The organism is Planctomycetia bacterium (assembly GCA_016795155.1).
Taxonomy (GTDB): domain Bacteria; phylum Planctomycetota; class Planctomycetia; order Gemmatales; family HRBIN36; genus JAEUIE01.
Map to the genome: position 1 here is coordinate 188,278 of JAEUIE010000044.1, position 17,801 is coordinate 206,078.

Consider the following 17,801-nt stretch of genomic DNA (forward strand, 5'->3'; position numbering starts at 1 on the left):
CGATTCATTTCTTGGCAGGTTGTGCCTGTTGTTGATGCTGTTTTAATAATTCATCTGCTGCTGCTTCCTCGACATATTTCTGCAGGTGCTTTTCAAAGAGTTCCATAGATGGTTCGCCTTCCCAGACATGGCGAAAAACGCCTTTACCATCGATGATGAACACTGTCGGAGAGCCTTTGACACCAAAAAATCTGGCAAGTGATGTTTTGTCTGGCTGAGTGCTGCGAACATTTCTTCCAGGCACTTCGTTGTTGCGCATACCCTGGTCAATTTCCTCTTTGCTGATGTCGGTATTCACTCCGACGATGACCACATTACGATCCTGATATTTTTTATAAATGTCGTTGAATTCCCTGAACATTTTCAGGCTATGCGGATCCCAGAACCCCCAGAATTGGAAGATGATCACCTTGCCTGCATAATCTTTGAGCTTGAAGGTATTGTTATCAAAATCGGTTATGGCAAGCTCAGGCACCCTGCTACCTGCACTGAAACTCAGCGTCTCGCCTTTCATGGTGAACCGCATGGATGGATCAATTTCCACCGGTGCTTTCCTGCCTCCGGAGGTGATGAGAAAAATGGTCAAACCGGGAATCAGAATGGCTGCCAGGACAGCAACAATAATGATGGTCTTCGTAGATAGTTTCTTATCCAGCTTGATATTCTTGGTGGCTACTTTCAGCCTGGTCGTCTGGCCCTTGGCTTCGATCTTGGTACTGTGTGATGCAATGGATTGTGAGTTCCCCATGATGGGAACCGTAGGCTGCAGCGAACCGGTAGAACGCCCCAGGTTACCGCTGGTAAGTGAACCACTGGCCAGGTTTCCGCTGCCGAGGTTGCCACTGTGCAGACCAAGCGCCATTCCACTGGGGGGGCCAGCCAGGTTGGGATTCATGGGATAACTGTTAACACCTGAAATCGGTTGAGATGTGTTGCTGATAAACGGGCTCAGTGCACTGGCAACTTCACTGGGTACGCTGAATCGGTGTTCAGGACGCTTAGCCATCATCTTGTTGATGATGTGAGAAACACCTTCCGGAACTTCAGGATTAAGTCTGCTTACCGGTGTAGGCATCTGCATCTGGTGCTGAAGGAGTTTCTGTGCTGTCGTGCCTTCCACGGGGGGTTTACCCGTGATCAGTGAATAAAGTGTCGCGCCCAAACTGTAAATATCTGCTCGAATGTCTACCATATTGTTGGCAATAGCCTGCTCGGGGGCTATGTAATCAATCGATCCCATGATGTCTTTGCCATCAGAGAGATCCTGCGTCAGATTATCCTGCGAAATCTGGAACGAACGAGCGAGTCCCAGATCAAGAATTTTAACCTGCCCGCCCTTATCAACCAGAATGTTGGCAGGTTTGATATCACGATGCACCATGTTACGCTCATGAGCATGCTGTAAGCCTTTGCAGGCCTGCACGACGATGTTCAGCGCCGTCTTCCAGGGTAATGGCCCCTTGGTGTCTAGATACTTCTGAAGATTAGTACCATCGATATACTCCATCACCAGGTAATGCATTCCCTGATGTTCACTGACATCGAAGGCTTTAACCACATTGGGGTGATCAAGTGCTGCTGCAGCGCGGGCTTCTCGATAAAAGCGTTCCAGTGCCAGCTTGTCTCGTGTCTTGTCTTCAGGCAGAATCTTGATGGCTACTCGACGTTTGAGCTTTTCATGCTCTGCCATGTACACGATGCCCATGCCGCCCGAACCGATCTTCTCCATCACGCGATAGGCGCCAATCACCAGGCCACGATATCTACCGGCCAGCAGGGATCGTGCTTGAAATGTCGTAATGAGTTTGTTCTTGACCAGGTATTCAGCTATCTTGGTCGGGTCTTCTGTTGTGCCGGTGTAACTGCTTAACGAAGCATCAAGTATGGAGTCTTCAACCAGTCCACTCTTACGCAGTGTCTCCAGAAATTGATTAGATGTGGCAACCGGCATAGGCTGCTTCTCCAGTGTTAGGCGGATACATGATCTTAACTTTTATCTTTAGCAAGATCAAACTTATACCATCAAATTGACATTATATCGAAGTTTTCAAATCGTTATTTTTCCAGGATCACTCTACGACCCTGAACTCGAATTTTCCCCTGAGCAAAAAGCCTGATGGCTTCTGGGTATGCTTCGCATTCTGCCGTAAATACCCGCTGGGCAAGGGTTTCTGCATTGTCGTTATCAAGGACGGGTACCGTTTTCTGCAGTATGATCGGGCCATGGTCAAACTCATTATCTGCAAAATGTACGGTGCAGCCAGTAACTTTCACTCCTGCCTCCAAGGCTGCTTCGTGAACATGATGACCGTAAAACCCTTTGCCACTGAATGCAGGGATCAGCGACGGGTGTATATTCATGACTCGATGGGTAAAGTCCTCGGGAATGGGTAAAAATTCCAAAAATCCTGCCAGGCATACTAAATCAGGCTGAACTGCACGAATCGCCCGATACATATTCTCGCCAAACTGTTCACGTGTTTTCCCTTTGCGGGGTACAATTTGGTGCGCAATTCCAGCCTGTTCAGCCCGCACCAGGCCATACACTCCCGGCCTGCTTGATATGACTGTCACGATCTGTGCATCAAGGGATTGCTGATTGATGCAATCAATCAGATTCTGCAGTGTCGTACCACCGGCGCTCAGCAATACAGCGAGCCGAATCGACATGGTTATCCTGACTTCCTGTGTTGGGCAGAGAGCATCAGCCCGGCAACATAGCCTGCTTTGAAACCAGCATCAATGTTCACCACCACCACGTTGGCAGCACAACTGTTGAGCATACCCAGCAATGCTGTTAGTCCCTGAAAATTTGAGCCATACCCAACACTGGTAGGTACTGCTATCACGGGGACAGCAACCAAACCGCCAACCACGCTGGCCAAAGCTGCTTCCATACCCGCCACGACGATTACTACATCGGCCTGTCGAATACGTTCGATCTGACCTAATAATCGATGCAGCCCGGCAACGCCAACATCAGCAATTAGTTCTGTCTCTATCCCCATTGCTTGAATGCTTTCCACGGCTTCATGAGCAACAGGTATATCAGCAGTACCTGCTGTCACAACAACAATTTTCCCAGGAACCGTTTCTACAGGCTTCGTGGTAAGCCAGAAAGTACGTCCCAGCCGGTTTTGTTTTGCATCGGGAAATAATTCCGCAAGTGCCAAGGATTGTGATTCATTGACTCTGGTTACCAGGCAGTTCTGTCCTGCCTGTTGCATCGTCTTAACGATCGCCAGCAGGGCATCAATGGTCTTACCTTCCCCGTAAATGACTTCGGGGAAGCCACATCGTTGTTGACGTGCCAGATCGAGTTGAGCAAAGCCGAGATCAGCACGAGCGGGATCGTTCATAGCTGGTGTCGATTCCCGTTCTGACTAACGTTCACCGAGTGGACGGTACACTTGCTTGCTGGGCGCAACATTGTCTTTCAGCCAATCATTCAATCCGCTGATTGAATCGGTGTTTTTGTTGGGATCATCAAAGAACTCAAGCAATGCCCGAACCTTGTTATTGAAGTTGTTGAGATACGAGGTTACGGGGCCTGTCGTTTTCTGGGAAGTGAATCCATCCAATGCTGTCTTCATACGCTGTGCCTGCAAACCCCACGCGAGCGGGCTTGCTGCGGCTTGACGACGAGCATTGGCTTCGGCACCCAGAACGGTAAAGAACCTTCCGAGTTGGAAGGCAGCATAATCGGGTTGATAACTCGGACTGTAATCGGTTCTCAATTGGCAGAGTGCCACCGCTGCATCGACCCGTTCGCGCAAATCTGGTTGCGGCACCAGTGCTGCATCGCCAGTTACAATCTTGCACAGTAACTCAGCAACCGGGCCTTCCTGCTTGTTTCCCTGTCGATCATCCACAATAAGTGGTCGGCGTCCTGCACCGAGAGCAAGTGCTGCAGCACGACGTACATAACGTACACCTGCCTGTTCTTCCCTGCTCATGAACTGCAGTCTGGTTTCCGGGACCCTGGTTCGACTTTCCAGCCAGTTGTAAACGCTGGTCAGTGCACTCTTCAATCGTGCCTGACCTTCCTTACTTTGAAACAAACCTTTAGCCTTCAGTTCAGTGCTGCCTTGCAATGCGAAGATTTCTTCCAACCCACGGAATGCATGAAGTCGTACTGCATCAATTTCCTGTGGATGCTCGATCACACGAACCAGTTCATCCACTACTGCTTCCTGGCCCCACTCAGCCAGTTTTGCCAGGACACGTACTGCATTAACGCGGGCAATAGGCATTCTGTTTGACAACACTACCCTGCAATGCTTGATGAATATTGGGGTCATGCTCCGGACGTTATCAACCTGGCGCTGTCGCATCGCTGCCATATCCTGGTCAGCTGCCTGTCCAGAAAACGGACGGGGTAGAAAGCGAGGATTGGTTTCTTCTGAACCAATCAGTTCTGCCATGATGGAACTGATCGTGCCTACTGCAGCTGGGTCGTGTTCTTTCTGTACCTCTTCCCAAGTCAGGCGATACAGGTAATACTTCAACACCTTATCCACAACTGCCTTATCAGCATTGCTTTGAATGACGTTGTCTATTTCGGGAGACAAGGCAAACCTTAGCACCGTGCTGATTTCACCAGACTTGGGGACATCCTTGTCTTCCACGTCAGCACGTTCAGCCGTTAATGCTGGAGCAGGTGGCTGGGCCACACCCAGAACAGTGATGAACAGGCCAACCAACAGGGCTGAAATATTTTTGAATGGCGCCAACACGGGAAATCCTCTGAAAGCTGATAACGGAATGCATCAGCAATTGATGTGTTATTCAGGCTAACTGCTTAGGTTCATCGCGTCAAGCACCAGACTTGCATCTCCGTGCATATTCACAAGAAATGCCATGTCGGATTATGACGGTTAGGGGGAGATGTCTGCCCTGTTCATTATAACAAGGCACAAGTGAACCCGCAGCACTCACTTCAGTTCCACCATGCTGCGATTCAGTTTTCCGTCCGCAACCGAGCATACAAAAAAGCCCTTTCCGGGGCTTCTGTCATGGTTGGCCCGTGCGAACGAACAACATTGGTTGGTAGTTAACACGGTTTGACCAAATTTCCTCTCGGTAAACCCATGGTAGTGCCCAGAATAGACGGCTTTCAGATTAAAGGAAGCGAATCGTTCCAGTAACGGTTTGGCATTCTGAAGGATAAACGGCACCCCAAAAACCAATGGAAAATGGGTGAATAAAATGGTTGGTTTGCTTTTATTCAAACGTGGAAGCTGGTCATCCAGCCATTGGAATGTTGCTTGCGGCGCTTTGACGTCTTTCGACTTCTGCCCTTCTGAAGTATCGAGGCCTATGAACTGCCAGCCTGCATGTTCAAAGTGGTAATTGATCTGCTTGGGAAAGAGTTGATCAAAGCTGGTACGATCGGAGGGTCCCTGATAATCGTGGTTGCCTACCACCACATGATAAGGAAACGGTAGCGTTTTCAGGATGTCGCGAATGACGCCGTTCTGTTGCTGCGTACCATGTTCCGTCAAATCACCACTGATCAAAACGAAATCAATTTTCTCAGGCTGCGATGTCATGGCTTTCACCATGCGTTCAAACCAGGGCACACATTTCTCATTGAAGTAATGCAAGTCATTGACTGCTACAAAATGAAAAGAGCCGGTATTTACCTCTTTAGCGTCAAGTACACCGGGCCACATACCTGCGGCCAGAAGAGTCTGAAGTGATCCTTGGACAAATTGTCTACGGATGTGTTTCATGTGACATGCCTGTCTGATAAGAGTCGTTCCACATACTTGGCAAGTATATCCACTTCGAGATTAACCTTATCGCCTGGCTTGAGCTGACCAAGATTGGTTACCTCGAGCGTATGTGGTATCAAGGCAATACTGAATTCTAAGTCAGAGACATTTACCACCGTGAGGCTGACGCCGTTGATTGTGATAGATCCCTTGGCAACTGCATAACGTGACAGTTCACCAGGCAACTCAAAATGAAATAACTCCCAGTTTTGGTCAGGTTGGCGTCGAAGGAGTATTCCAACTCCATCGACATGTCCTTGCACCCAGTGCCCTCCCAGCCTATCGCCCATTTTCAATGCACGTTCCAGGTTCACCATGCAGCCCGGCTTAAGATCAACCAGGTTTGTGCGGCGGAGAGTTTCAGGAGCAAGTTGAAATGTGGACTGTTGCTGATCCTTTGTAACAACTGTCAGACAAACGCCATTGACAGCAATACTCTCACCCATCTTGATGGTTTCATCAAACATGTTGGATTGGATGACCAGCTTGTTGCCGTCTTCATTCGGCAGAAATTGAACGACTTTTCCCTGTGTTTCAACTAAACCCGTAAACATGAATTCTCTCAAGGGGTGTCAAGAATCAGCGTAACCGGCCCATCATTGACGAGTGAAACCTGCATGGATGCCCCGAAAATACCTGCCTCCGTTTGTATGCCAAGCATCCGGCAGGCATCCAGGAAATACTGATACAAAGGCTCGGCGATCTCTGGCGAAGCCGCTTTGGTAAAACTCGGACGACGTCCCTTCTGACATTCGCCGTAGAGCGTAAACTGGCTGATCACCAGCAATTGCCCTTGAATATCAACCAAGCTGATATTCATTTTACCTTCCTGATCTGGAAACAGGCGCAAACTGACAATTTTTTCCGCAAGCCAGTCAGCTCGCATCGGTGTATCGTCTAGGGCAATTCCTAAAAGTACAACAATACCTTGTTGAATCTGCCCAACGATACTCCCATCAACACTGACGTGGGCCTGACTGACGCGCTGGAGAATCGCTCGCATAAAATTACTTCTTCGATTGTGATACCTGTATCTTGCGCTCTACCAGGCATTCATTCCAAGCATACAGTTGTAATCTGTACTCACCTGCACGGGGAAAAGTTACGTCTGTCAAAAAACCAACCACTTCCGCAGTCATGCGTGGATCGCTAAATTCCACTTCAAAAACCGAATCGTTAATGGGTTCATATTCTTCCTCTGCATCCACAATCTTCACGCGGATTGGCACTTTGCCATGCCCGTTGGTGACGACTGCGTAAACCGCCATCATCGGAACTTTGATCGGAAAGCTGGGGGTAAACAGGTTGGCGAAGCATCCGATGAGTGTTGCTTTGCCTGTACTGGTATCCCGGTGGATGTAATCACAAACCAGAAACGATAATGCTTTGGGAGGAGGAGGGGTTCGTTTTTTACGCGCTGCCATTTGTGCTTAAACCTTTCTCTGCTTCCAGGTGACCACACATGGAAGTCATGCAGGTCGGGTGCCTCGGTTTGCGTGTATTCACGCTAACCGTGGCAATTCACCGCGTAGTTACTTTTGCGGGCTAACTTCGTCGTGTCATTATAGCTTTAATTGCTTGACAGTCCTGTAAACCATGAATCAGCAAGTTGATTTCGTCTACAATAATTATTTACCCTCAATCATTGCGAGACAGTCATGTCAGCTTTGCTGGATCGTTTCTGTCGCTATGTGCGCATCAACACCCAGGCACAGGATGGCACGGGCAAGTATCCCAGTTCCGCAGGTCAGTGGGACCTGGCAAAGATGCTAGTGCATGAACTGAAAGAGATGCATGCTCACGACGTTGTCTTGACCGAGCATGCACTCGTATTTGCGACCATACCTGCCACGGTCCACCATCATGCACCAACCATCGCCTGGCTGGCTCATATGGATACCTCACCCGAATTCAGTGGAGCTAATGTCAAACCTGTAGTGCACCATCATTATGATGGTGAAGACATCGTGCTGCATGGCGACCCGACACAGGTGATTCGTGTCAAGGAATGTCCTGAACTGAAAGACCTGGTCGACAAAACCATCATCACTGGTGATGGCACCACGTTGCTTGGTGCAGACGACAAAGCTGGCGTCGCAGTCATCATGACAGCAGCAGCCTACCTGCTGGCTCATCCAGAGATTCCACATGGCACCATTCGACTGTGCTTTACCTGTGATGAAGAAATAGGGCACGGCGTGGATCATCTGAATCCCGCACGACTGGATGCGGTTGCAGCGTACACACTGGATGGCGCCAAGACTGGAGAGTATGAAGGAGAAACATTCTCTGCAGACAAAGCTACTGTTACCTTTAAGGGAGTTGTAATTCACCCAGCTCTGGCAAAAGGCCGTATGATCAATGCCATCAAGCTGGCAGCAGATTTTATTGACAAGTTGCCTAAGGATCGTTTCTGCCCGGAAACCACGGATGGCAGGGAGAGCTTTGTACACCCAGTTACCATTCAGGGTGGTGTAGCAGAAGTCACGCTGCAATTTCTATTGCGAAGTTTCAATACCGCAGAACTCGCTGACCAGGCTGCTTTTCTTAAACGATTGGCTGAAGAAGTGGTCGCACCCTTTCCTCCCGCCCGCGTTGAAATGGTTGTTGAAAAACAATACCGCAACATGGCAGATGGTATGGATCGGGAACCTCGAGCCATTCCCTACCTCGAGAAGGCAATAGCGCGAGCAGGTTTAGTCCCGCGTAAACTCAGCATTCGCGGTGGTACCGATGGATCTCGACTTACTGAACTTGGAATACCCACTCCAAACCTCTTTACCAGCGAGCATAACATCCATTCTCCCCTGGAATGGGCCTGCCTGGAAGAAATGGAGGAGGCGGTCAAAGTTCTCGTAGAGTTGGCCAAAGTCTGGGGGGAAGAATAATTGGCTCCTCCCCTACTAAGGGCTAATGGGAGGTTGGGTGGGGTTCTTCGTCTTCTCCTATCTCCCCTTGTGGGAAAGGGTTGGGTGAGGGGGTTCTTTTGGTTAGTCGCTCTTGACCTGCAACAGCACTTGAAGTTGCGGACATCAATTGATTAACATGACTGCATCAGCATGGAGGCTGATACATGCCAGGCAACAGCAATATTATTCAATCATTCGGTACTCGCTTTCCACTTTCCAAAGTTGGAATCCTTAACCTATTTCTTTTGTCGCTACTCGCAGTCCCTACTCTCAACAGTCTGATTCACCAGTGGGAAATCAACCCTGATTACGCACATGGATGGTTCCTGTTGCCTTTCACCATCTATCTGGTGGTTCGAGCCCGACCATGGCTAACAGCGGATAAAACCGGCCTCGGATATGGTCTAGCCTCGGTAACCTTCGGTGGATTGATACATCTGTTTACGCTGGTCGTTCCCTGGCTACTAATTGATTATGTTGGATGGTTCTTCATCCTATTCGGCATGGCAACCAGCCTCTGGGGAAGCAGGGCTGCAAATCGCATTGCACCAATATTATGCTTCGGTGTGCTGATGTTCCCGTTGCCAGCGCCATTGCTGAACACCAGTGCCATGCTGCTACAGGACCTGGTTGCAATACTGACAGAATGGGCAATCAATTGTTTCAGTGTCTGTCTGCGACGAGGCCATCTGCTTTATCTGGCAGGTCTGGATGAGCCAGTTTCGGTGGCAGTGGAATGCAGTGGCATCAGACAGGTGCTTGTTTTTGTTGCAATCGCCTGGGGCATGTCGTTTTATCTTCGTAGGTCAGCATTACGAAAAGTGCTTCTGATATTGTCAGCTCTGCCGATGGCCATTCTCGCCAACATGGTTCGCGTAATGGCACTGACAATGATTGCACGTTTCTATGGAACTGCCAGCATCAAGGGGATGCTGCACGATCTGCCCATGCTGATTACGTTGCCCATCGGCGGAGTAATGCTCTGGCAACTCTTCCGCGTGTTGCAAACTTCCCATGTTCCAGAAAACACGTTGTCATTAAGACAGGAACCATCGCACCCGAAAAAACATTGGTTTCTTGTCATACTTCTTTCGTTTCTTCTGCTTTGCCAATGGGCTATTCAATATCATCTGCTGCAAGTGCCGAAGCCAACAGGCAAATCCATATCGTTTGCAACGTTGCCAACTCATCTCGGCTCATGGACTGCTCATCCGCATCCCGAAATCGACAATGTGAAACAGAAAAGTGAATTTGCCGATGATCTGTTTCTGCGAGCTTATGTGAATGACCTTGGGCAGGCTGCTGCGGTCTATCTGGTCTACTCTGCCACTGGCCAGGATAGGCGGCATCATCCAGAAATCTGTTTGCGCGATGCTGGCGGTGCAATGGAAATCAAAAGTGATCGCATGCAGATTCCCATCCAGTCAAATGCTGGATTATATGCTGAACGCTTCCGCTATGTTCGAAACAGGCAAACCACCACCGTCTACTACTGGCATTACACTATCATGCCAACTGAACTCAACACCTTGACCGCACTCCAACGTGTGCATCTGCGACAACAGGAAGGCTGGCCCAGTGTTACCGTGCAGGTACAAACCAACATGGACGACCCTCATGCATTACGAATGATTGAAATCTCGTTGCTGCCGACACTGCATGCCAAACTGCAAGAACTGTTGCCTGACAAAACCATTTCGGGTAGTGCCAGGTTGTCGATTCGTTTTCTACAGTAGTGTAGTAGAATGACTTTGACTTACTTACATTCCACGCACCATGCATCTCACCTTTACTCTTCATGGTCAACCGTACCACTATTACCAAGCTGGCCAGACCGGCCCGATACTTCTCATGGTGCATGGGTTTCCACTAAGCCACCTGCAATGGCAGCCGCAGATCGATTACTTCCAGAAACAATGTCGCGTGGTGGTTCCTGATCTTCGCGGACTGGGCAAAAGCAATTCAGGCACCGATCCAAACCTCACCATTTCCATGGAAGATCACGCCGATGATCTCATAGCCTTGCTGGATCATCTACAGATCACGGAACCCGTGATTCTGATGGGTTTATCCATGGGAGGTTACATCGCCTGGCAAATGCTCCGTAAGTACGCTTCTCGCATCAAGTCACTAGTAATGTGCCATACGCGTGTGATTGCCGATACGCCAGAACAATCACAGGCACGCATCAAGCTGGCTGCAGAAACTTGCCAGAAGCAGACAGCTCAGTTAGTCGAAGATGTCATGTTCCCCAGAATCCTTCCGCCGCATGCTCCAGCTTCACTGGTTGAACTGCTTAGAAAAATGTCACGAACAACAACGCCAGAAGGATTGGCTGCCAACCTGCGTGGAATTGCTTCGCGACAGGCTTCGGATGATCTACTGCCCAAGATCAATATGCCCGCCTTGGTCATCAGTGGCGAATTCGATGCCATCTCCTCACCCCAGGAAATGGGAGACTGGGCCAGGAAAATGGCAAATCATCGATTCATAGCCATTCCAGGCGTAAGCCATCTCTCGCCGCTGGAAGCTCCTGACTTATTCAATCGACATCTTGAAGAGGCCCTTCCGTGGTTAACTGGACCGAAGAACTGCTGATGTGGGACGACCCGTTTGGGTTGGTCTTCATTGGTGGCGATCTCGAACCAGATTCGCTACTGGAAGCGTATCGACGGGGAATTTTTCCGTGGTTCAATGAAGATGATCCACTTCTCTGGTGGTCACCCGATCCCCGTGCCATCTTTGAGATTGATGCAGTTCACGTCAGCAGGCGTTTGCAGCGGATCATCAGGCAGCAACGATTTACCGTCACCATCAATCAAGACTTTCCACAGGTCATGCATGCCTGCAGCCAGCGTGAGGAAGGTACCTGGATCACGTCTGACATGTTCGCTGCCTATTGCAAGCTGCACGAACTCGGCTTCGCCCACAGTGTGGAAGCTTGGGATCACGGAGTTCTTGCTGGTGGCATTTATGGCGTTGCCCTGGGAGGATTTTTTGCAGCGGAATCCATGTTTCATTCAGTCAGCAACGCCGGCATGGTGGCATTTGCAGCACTGGTTGATCGCTTGCGAGAACGGGGATTCCATATGTTTGATACGCAGATCGCTACCGATCACACCAGACAACTCGGAGCAATTGACATTCCACGCACCGCATATCTACAGCGGCTTGAATCCGCATTAAATGTCCGAACCCGATTCGATGACCGTTGATTTCGTACGTCGAGCGTTCAACTTGCGGCGAATCAACGAGATAACATGCATCATCTCACTTTTCATGGTCAGATAAAAGAATGCCGCGGTAGCAAGAAACGCCAACGGAACGCACCAGGGTCGCCAGGCATCTGGTGTATAGGCAGATGCAAGCGACATTGCGAGAAGCCAGGAAAACGCTGCCAACTGTACGACAATGGCGAACCATGTGAGATATCCTGATCGAAAAAGGATCAGCGATGTTACACTCAAACTGAGAAATGTACCGATAAAGTAGGCTAATCCGATTCCGATTGCTCCCCAATCCTTGAGCAACCAGGTAATGGCAATTAACAGAACCCCGAACAGAATCTGAATCAGATTCTGCAGCCAAACTCGATTTAATGAAATTAAAGTCTGCGTTGTCAGCGTGGCAATACCACCATAAGCGGCGAAAGCCAGCATCGTCAGAAAGACATTCCAATCTGCTGCGAAAGTACGGCCAAACAAAGCCATAACATAGGGCCCGGCAAAAGCCAGCATGGCATGGATTGGCAGTATCAAACAGGCTGCCAACTGAAAACTTCTTTCAATGGCACGCTGTGCTTTACGCTGGTATTGATGCCTGTCTTCCTGAGATTCCGCTCGCAATGCATGACTGACCAGCGATGTTACCAGGGGAACCATCGGCTGGGACACGACTCCACCCAGAAGGGTAAGCAAAGGCCTGAACTGGTCTGCAGCATAGAAAAGTGCGATTTGCATGCGGTTGGTGGCGTGCTCTACCAGGACAACACTGATCCAGCCTGCAGGCAGAACGATAAATCCCGCCAGCAAAGTAGGCAGGCAGAATTCAACAAGAATTCGCCGATGCGACCATATCGCAGACCAGGGTTCCCACGGCCAGGAAAGCAAATCCCAAGCCTGATACCAGGCAAGCAAGACAGTCATCAGGAAGCCAATGGCAGTTGCCCAGATAGCACCATCCAGCCCGGCCTGCGGTATCAGCCAGACTGTAAAGATCAGCATCACGACATTCTGACTGAACGATGCCAGAGTCGCAGCACGATACCGCTGCATGCCGATAAGCAAACCCAGCACTAATCCGGATGGGGTTTGTGTTCCCAAAATCAAAACAGACCATCGTAACGGCACCAGTAGATCAGGAACTGTTTTAACCAGAAATGGCGCAAGGACATACAGCGCTATCATGGATATTACCGTAGTGGTTAATCCTACAAGCGTAATGAACTGACTGATAGCTCGCGTATTGGAAAGTGAATGATCGCGATGCATTGCGACAAATCGTGTAGCTGCCATGCCGAGCGAAAACCCGGCAATTTGAGCGAACATACCAATCGTAGAGATGATGAACCCGTAACCGCCAAATTCATCGCCAGTTAAAGTGCGTGTGCGGATGATGGTGATAATCAAGGCAAGGACTTTGCCCGCAATATCCCCCAACGCCAGGATGATAGCTGCATAGAGCAACTGTTCACCTACGGAATGTGCTGGCTGAGATGTGGGAGGCGCTGAACTCAAGGGAATACTCAAACAAGATATATCAGATTTGTTATGATATGGAGTCTATTCAACCGCATGACTGCTATGATCGAGATGTCAGAATGTGTCTGACCTGTTCCAACAAGTCTACGTAGGATTTTCCTCTGGCAGTCATCTGGATGCATCTGAATTGCACATCCTGAGGTTGAATGTCTACCTCCAGATGTTCTGGGGGAAGCAAAGGCTTAATGCGATCAGCCCACTCTATCAGACAGACCCCTTGCCCTACGAAGTATTCAAATGCACCGAGATCTTCGAAATCCTGCAGTTGCTTCAATCGATAAGTATCAAAATGATAGATCGGCAAACGGGCCTGATACTCATGCAGCAACGTGAATGTAGGGCTGGTTACTTGGTGAGGATCAGCAATCTGCAGCCCCTTGGCTATGCCCTGAGTTAGCAGTGTTTTTCCCGCACCCAGGGGACCCTTGAGTGCCAGAACGCTGCCTGGAAATAACTGTTCACCCAGACATATACCCAAACGCAGTGTCTGCTCAGGCGAGTGACTGACATACTCCCATGATTGCGTCATGTTACCGCGACCACCTGCTTGTCTGGTTCCTGTGGAGATTGCTCAGGCACATCTGTCGCATGCAGTAGTTTCTTCAATTTCTGAACTCGATTGGTTCGAACACGAATCCATTTCCAGGTGAACATCCAGAGGAAAACCGAGAAGACAGCGTAGGCAGCAATCAATGGATAGGGTGACACTTGAAAGATCGCACGATCCGAATCGGTCATGCCCCAGCGAAATACCTGGGTAACAGGTGTTGCATACAGAAGGAATTGGCCAAGATCGTTATACTCTTTCATTCGTGGCTGGCTTAAGATGGCTCCAATCATGACCGGCGCCAATAGGAAAAAGAGCAACACCATAATGAAGTAGGCTGCAGCATACTTGCGGGATATGAGTTGAAATGCCTGGAACAACAAGCCAAGGAAGATAATCGTTGCCGCTGCGGTCAGACAGCCCTCCAGCAAAAAGCCGGGATCAGTAAGTCCATCTGGAATTATCAGACACATCAAGCCTACGCCCAAGGTAGCGCTAAGTAAATTAACAGGCAAAGCAAGTGTATTGGGAGCACGATCCTGCAATAGGGAATCTCGCACGAACTCGTGTTGCTTACGGAATCGCCAGATCCACGTCATGATCCAGTCAGCACGCGGCGTCAAGGTTACCAGGTAAATAATGGACACTGCTACATGAAATAACAGAAACAGTCCAACGAGTTGCTGCAGAGACTGCCCCGCTCCACCCAGTACCAGGTAACTGCTATGGCAACTTCCCAAGAGGCCTGCCAGCACCAGATCAACCAGCAAGATGCAGAGATAGCCACGAATCTTTCCGAGCGGTGTCGCATCAACACACTCTAATCGCCGGGCCATGATGGTCAGAAAGAACCATGCGGCAACGATGTGTGCTATCGGCGTAAAAACCAGGCAGGGAATACTCCAGGAAAACCAGTAGAACCGTGCGAGCCAGGGATCCTCCGCTGAAAAACCTGCGTAGGCTGTGAGAGGTGAAAACAAGGCGCCAATGCTGGAACGCCGGGGATCATGCAGATAACTGAGTGCATCGCCAGATGCAAACGAACTGTAAGTGAGCAGCCCCACCACTGCCATGAAGATGCCAAAGCCCGGCGCTGCTCCAGTGCCTTTGGCTGTAGTAATCTGCAGTGTGTTCTGGATGGCACACGAGCCTAACAGAAAAAGAAAGGTTAAGAGTTGCAACCAGCTTAATAACAGTTCCACCAATCCAACACCTGGCACACCATTGAGCAGTGTGAACACCCCAATGGGTATGGCAGCAATTGCCAAGAGGTATGACATCACCGGGATGCCAAGCAGTTTGCCCAACAGAATATCCCAGGGACCAACTGCTGCAATCCGCTGAAAGTCGAGCGTCTTGTTCATCACTTCGTTCTTCAGTGACCCTCCAGCCTGGCCCAGCATGAGCAGCCCGGAAACAAAACACTGTCCTCCAAACAGGATCAGCAGAAAAATCTTGTGCGGGTTTGCTTTGAAATTGGGGATCAACGTAACGTAATACTGCCAGCCCATCAGGCCCATCACCAGAATGATGATATAGAGCGAAACATTAAGCAGCAGGTTGCCACGCCGGGCTCGCAGCATGAACGCTGTACCTACTAGTGGATTGTTCCAGGGTACCAATGCCATAATGGAATCCCGTTAACTGGTTCGATGACCAGATATTTTCATGTAAATGTCTTCGAGATTGTCGTTCTTCACTGCCAGGGAGATCAGAGGAATTCCCTGATGCACCAGATGTTGATGTAGTGCAGGCAATTCCTCCCGAGCGCCGTGCCAGCGACCAATGATGCGCCCCTGCACCAGATCTACCTGCTGCACCGTCGGATGCGTTTTTAGAATGTTGAGAAGGGTATCAGGTGGACCGAGGACTTCCAGCTCCAATCGCAATGCTGGTTGCAATTGCTGAAGAATATCAGTGACCTTGCCGCTTGCCAGCAATTCGCCACGTTCGATAATCGCAACCGAGGTACAGAAATCCGCCATCTCAGTAAGAATGTGACTGCTGATCAGAATGGTACGACCCAACGCAATCAACTGCTTGAGCATTTCACGAAATTCAATGCGCCCAGCCGGGTCCATTCCGCTGGCAGGTTCATCGAGCAGTAACACCTCGGGTTGATGAATCAGAGTCTTCGCCAGGCAAAGCCTCTGCCTCATGCCGCGAGACAGCCCTTTGATTTCAGCATCCTTCCGTTCACGCAGGCTAACCAGTTCAAGCACTTCGTCAACCAGCTTATCTCTTCTCTCCATGGAAGTGATGCCATAACAGCGGGCGAAGTGATCGAGATATTCCCAGACCAGCATGTCTTCATACACTGCAAAAACATCAGACAGGTAGCCCAGGTATTTGTGAACCTCCAGAGGCCGTTCGAGGATATCAATGCCCTTGATATGCACGCTGCCGTAGGTAGGCTCCAGCAGCGTAGCCAGTATGCGCAGCAATGTCGTCTTACCTGCGCCATTAGGGCCGATCAGTCCGAAACACTCACCGCGAGGCACTTCTAAGGAAAGATTCTCTAATGCGACAAGCTGGTCATACTCTTTGCGAAGATGTTTGATAGAGATCATGTCTTAGCCTAGCATGTCAGTCTCGTGCATGACAATGAGAAAATAGGCAAGATGCAGGTCTTTGGAGCCACTGCCAGTTGGGGTTGCGTAGACAGGTAAACTGGCTATGATTTCGGTGCACAATCGTGAGCCTGGCCGTCAGGGAGGATCGGCCCTTATGATGCGATGGAAGCAACCAGTGTTGATGCAGCCTGCGCTGAAGCGAGTCCATCGTCGACCAGCTGCCGCGCCACCTGCGCTGCGTACTCCACTGGTTTCCGTCGTCATTGTGAACTACCGCCGCTGGGATGAAACTACAGCACTTGTCGATCAACTCCTGCAGCCACGCCACATTCATCGCTTCGATATCGAAGTGATTGTCGTCGATAATGATTCTCAGCCTGATCCTCTCGAATCAGAATTGCAGGCCAGAAAAGAAGTCAAAGTCATCAGGCTGCCTCGCAATGTAGGCTTTTCCGCTGGCGTGAACGCTGGCTTTGCCGCCAGTCGAGGCGATTGGATTCTGGTGCTGAATCCCGATGTAGTCGTCTGTCCGGGCTTTGTTGATCTGATGTGTGGCGCTGCCCGCGACTTAAAAGAAGATGCCAGCCTGGGTGCACCCGTCGGTGTCGTCGGCTTCCATCTGCAAAATCGTGATGGCAGTTGGCAATTATCGACAGGCCGTTTCCCATCATTACCTGGCCTCTTGCTCGGACTTCTGCGTCCACGAAAAACTCGCAAGTACTTCGTTCCTGTTCCTGGATTAAGACAACGGGTGCCCTGGGTAACAGGTAGTTGCCTGCTCATTCGCCGTCAATGTCTGCGTGATCTGTCTGGCTTTGACGAGAACTTCTTCCTCTATTACGAAGACGTTGATCTGTGCCGTCGAGCAATTAACGAAGGCTGGGCAGTGTGCTACGAGCCACATGTTGCCGCCAGGCACATGGAGCCTTTGCAAAACCGCACACTGACCGAACCTCTGCGTGTCATCACACGACATGCAGCACTGACTTACTTCCAGAAGCACCTGAGCCGCTGGCACTTCCGTGGCCTGGCACTGATTGTGAAGTGGGAAGGCAAACTGCGCCGCTGGTGGCACACACGAAAAAATCAGACTCTTCAGGCTGAGATGATGAGTTGCCTGATTGAGATGGTGCAGTTCATGGAACGCAATGAAGAAGCACTTGCCCGTCAAACGCTCGAACACATTCTCCGCCTGGCAGGCATGATACGTCCCAAATCACCTCAGTAACTGCCGG

17 protein-coding genes are annotated in these 17,801 nt (G+C 50.0%); 5 read left to right on the plus strand and 12 right to left on the minus strand.

Annotated features, from left to right (window positions below; all coding sequences use genetic code 11):
• Positions 1–4 precede the first annotated feature (4 nt).
• The 8 genes from JNJ77_15615 to JNJ77_15650 form a co-directional block, all read right to left on the minus strand.
• On the minus strand, positions 5–1,951 hold the full coding sequence (locus tag JNJ77_15615) for a protein kinase (GenBank protein MBL8824015.1): 1,947 nt from the start codon (positions 1,949–1,951) through the stop codon (positions 5–7).
• A 104-nt stretch (positions 1,952–2,055) separates the two neighbouring features.
• Positions 2,056–2,670: a phosphoribosylglycinamide formyltransferase gene (locus JNJ77_15620; protein MBL8824016.1), complete on the minus strand. Its 615-nt coding sequence runs from the start codon at positions 2,668–2,670 to the stop codon at positions 2,056–2,058.
• A gap of 2 nt (positions 2,671–2,672) precedes the next feature.
• Positions 2,673–3,359 (minus strand): nickel pincer cofactor biosynthesis protein LarB, encoded by a 687-nt coding sequence (gene larB, locus JNJ77_15625; GenBank protein ID MBL8824017.1) that lies wholly within the window; start codon positions 3,357–3,359, stop codon positions 2,673–2,675.
• A gap of 24 nt (positions 3,360–3,383) precedes the next feature.
• On the minus strand, positions 3,384–4,736 hold the full coding sequence (locus JNJ77_15630) for a hypothetical protein (GenBank protein ID MBL8824018.1): 1,353 nt from the start codon (positions 4,734–4,736) through the stop codon (positions 3,384–3,386).
• Between the two features lie 198 nt (positions 4,737–4,934).
• Positions 4,935–5,735, minus strand: a complete 801-nt coding sequence (locus JNJ77_15635) for a metallophosphoesterase (protein ID MBL8824019.1) — start codon at positions 5,733–5,735, stop codon at positions 4,935–4,937.
• Positions 5,732–6,331 (minus strand): riboflavin synthase, encoded by a 600-nt coding sequence (locus JNJ77_15640; protein MBL8824020.1) that lies wholly within the window; start codon positions 6,329–6,331, stop codon positions 5,732–5,734. The genes JNJ77_15635 and JNJ77_15640 overlap by 4 nt, the downstream gene beginning before the upstream one ends.
• Before the next feature lie 8 nt (positions 6,332–6,339).
• Entirely contained in the window at positions 6,340–6,780 is a 441-nt protein-coding gene (locus tag JNJ77_15645; GenBank protein MBL8824021.1) for a D-tyrosyl-tRNA(Tyr) deacylase, read from the minus strand.
• Between the two features lie 4 nt (positions 6,781–6,784).
• Positions 6,785–7,201 (minus strand): hypothetical protein, encoded by a 417-nt coding sequence (locus JNJ77_15650; protein MBL8824022.1) that lies wholly within the window; start codon positions 7,199–7,201, stop codon positions 6,785–6,787.
• Positions 7,202–7,435: 234 nt separating this feature from the next.
• Between JNJ77_15650 and pepT the strand changes: the two genes are divergently transcribed.
• The 4 genes from pepT (at position 7,436) to JNJ77_15670 (ending at position 11,901) form a co-directional block, all read left to right on the plus strand.
• The gene (gene pepT, locus JNJ77_15655; GenBank protein ID MBL8824023.1) at positions 7,436–8,665 is read left to right on the plus strand and encodes a peptidase T; all 1,230 of its coding nucleotides are present in this window, start codon (positions 7,436–7,438) and stop codon (positions 8,663–8,665) included.
• Between the two features lie 185 nt (positions 8,666–8,850).
• Complete coding sequence (locus JNJ77_15660; GenBank protein MBL8824024.1) at positions 8,851–10,422, plus strand: exosortase/archaeosortase family protein; 1,572 nt, start codon at positions 8,851–8,853, stop codon at positions 10,420–10,422.
• A gap of 40 nt (positions 10,423–10,462) precedes the next feature.
• Complete coding sequence (locus JNJ77_15665; protein MBL8824025.1) at positions 10,463–11,284, plus strand: alpha/beta hydrolase; 822 nt, start codon at positions 10,463–10,465, stop codon at positions 11,282–11,284.
• Complete coding sequence (locus JNJ77_15670; protein MBL8824026.1) at positions 11,284–11,901, plus strand: leucyl/phenylalanyl-tRNA--protein transferase; 618 nt, start codon at positions 11,284–11,286, stop codon at positions 11,899–11,901. The genes JNJ77_15665 and JNJ77_15670 overlap by 1 nt, the downstream gene beginning before the upstream one ends.
• Here JNJ77_15670 and JNJ77_15675 read toward each other — a convergent pair.
• The 4 genes from JNJ77_15675 to JNJ77_15690 all read right to left on the minus strand — a co-directional run bounded on the left by JNJ77_15675 (position 11,869) and on the right by JNJ77_15690 (position 16,563).
• Positions 11,869–13,422: an oligosaccharide flippase family protein gene (locus tag JNJ77_15675; GenBank protein MBL8824027.1), complete on the minus strand. Its 1,554-nt coding sequence runs from the start codon at positions 13,420–13,422 to the stop codon at positions 11,869–11,871. The genes JNJ77_15670 and JNJ77_15675 overlap by 33 nt on opposite strands.
• A 64-nt stretch (positions 13,423–13,486) precedes the next feature.
• Complete coding sequence (gene tsaE / locus JNJ77_15680) at positions 13,487–13,975, minus strand: tRNA (adenosine(37)-N6)-threonylcarbamoyltransferase complex ATPase subunit type 1 TsaE (GenBank protein ID MBL8824028.1); 489 nt, start codon at positions 13,973–13,975, stop codon at positions 13,487–13,489.
• Positions 13,972–15,621 (minus strand): hypothetical protein, encoded by a 1,650-nt coding sequence (locus JNJ77_15685; GenBank protein MBL8824029.1) that lies wholly within the window; start codon positions 15,619–15,621, stop codon positions 13,972–13,974. Before JNJ77_15685 ends, tsaE begins: the two co-directional genes overlap by 4 nt.
• A 12-nt stretch (positions 15,622–15,633) precedes the next feature.
• Positions 15,634–16,563: an ABC transporter ATP-binding protein gene (locus JNJ77_15690; protein ID MBL8824030.1), complete on the minus strand. Its 930-nt coding sequence runs from the start codon at positions 16,561–16,563 to the stop codon at positions 15,634–15,636.
• 157 nt (positions 16,564–16,720) lie between these two features.
• Between JNJ77_15690 and JNJ77_15695 the strand changes: the two genes are divergently transcribed.
• A complete protein-coding gene (locus tag JNJ77_15695; protein MBL8824031.1) occupies positions 16,721–17,794 on the plus strand; it encodes a glycosyltransferase family 2 protein in 1,074 nt (357 codons plus the stop codon).
• Positions 17,795–17,801 lie beyond the last annotated feature (7 nt).

Coding starts and splice junctions, on each gene's coding strand:
- JNJ77_15690 (MBL8824030.1), bottom strand. CDS start 16,563: ATGATCTCTATCAAACATCTTCGCAAAGAGTATGACCAGCTTGTCGCA.
- JNJ77_15635 (MBL8824019.1), bottom strand. CDS start 5,735: ATGAAACACATCCGTAGACAATTTGTCCAAGGATCACTTCAGACTCTT.
- JNJ77_15650 (MBL8824022.1), bottom strand. CDS start 7,201: ATGGCAGCGCGTAAAAAACGAACCCCTCCTCCTCCCAAAGCATTATCG.
- JNJ77_15645 (MBL8824021.1), bottom strand. CDS start 6,780: ATGCGAGCGATTCTCCAGCGCGTCAGTCAGGCCCACGTCAGTGTTGAT.
- JNJ77_15620 (MBL8824016.1), bottom strand. CDS start 2,670: ATGTCGATTCGGCTCGCTGTATTGCTGAGCGCCGGTGGTACGACACTG.
- JNJ77_15665 (MBL8824025.1), top strand. CDS start 10,463: ATGCATCTCACCTTTACTCTTCATGGTCAACCGTACCACTATTACCAA.
- JNJ77_15685 (MBL8824029.1), bottom strand. CDS start 15,621: ATGGCATTGGTACCCTGGAACAATCCACTAGTAGGTACAGCGTTCATG.
- JNJ77_15660 (MBL8824024.1), top strand. CDS start 8,851: ATGCCAGGCAACAGCAATATTATTCAATCATTCGGTACTCGCTTTCCA.
- JNJ77_15670 (MBL8824026.1), top strand. CDS start 11,284: ATGTGGGACGACCCGTTTGGGTTGGTCTTCATTGGTGGCGATCTCGAA.
- larB (MBL8824017.1), bottom strand. CDS start 3,359: ATGAACGATCCCGCTCGTGCTGATCTCGGCTTTGCTCAACTCGATCTG.
- JNJ77_15695 (MBL8824031.1), top strand. CDS start 16,721: ATGATGCGATGGAAGCAACCAGTGTTGATGCAGCCTGCGCTGAAGCGA.
- JNJ77_15640 (MBL8824020.1), bottom strand. CDS start 6,331: ATGTTTACGGGTTTAGTTGAAACACAGGGAAAAGTCGTTCAATTTCTG.
- JNJ77_15615 (MBL8824015.1), bottom strand. CDS start 1,951: ATGCCGGTTGCCACATCTAATCAATTTCTGGAGACACTGCGTAAGAGT.
- tsaE (MBL8824028.1), bottom strand. CDS start 13,975: ATGACGCAATCATGGGAGTATGTCAGTCACTCGCCTGAGCAGACACTG.
- pepT (MBL8824023.1), top strand. CDS start 7,436: ATGTCAGCTTTGCTGGATCGTTTCTGTCGCTATGTGCGCATCAACACC.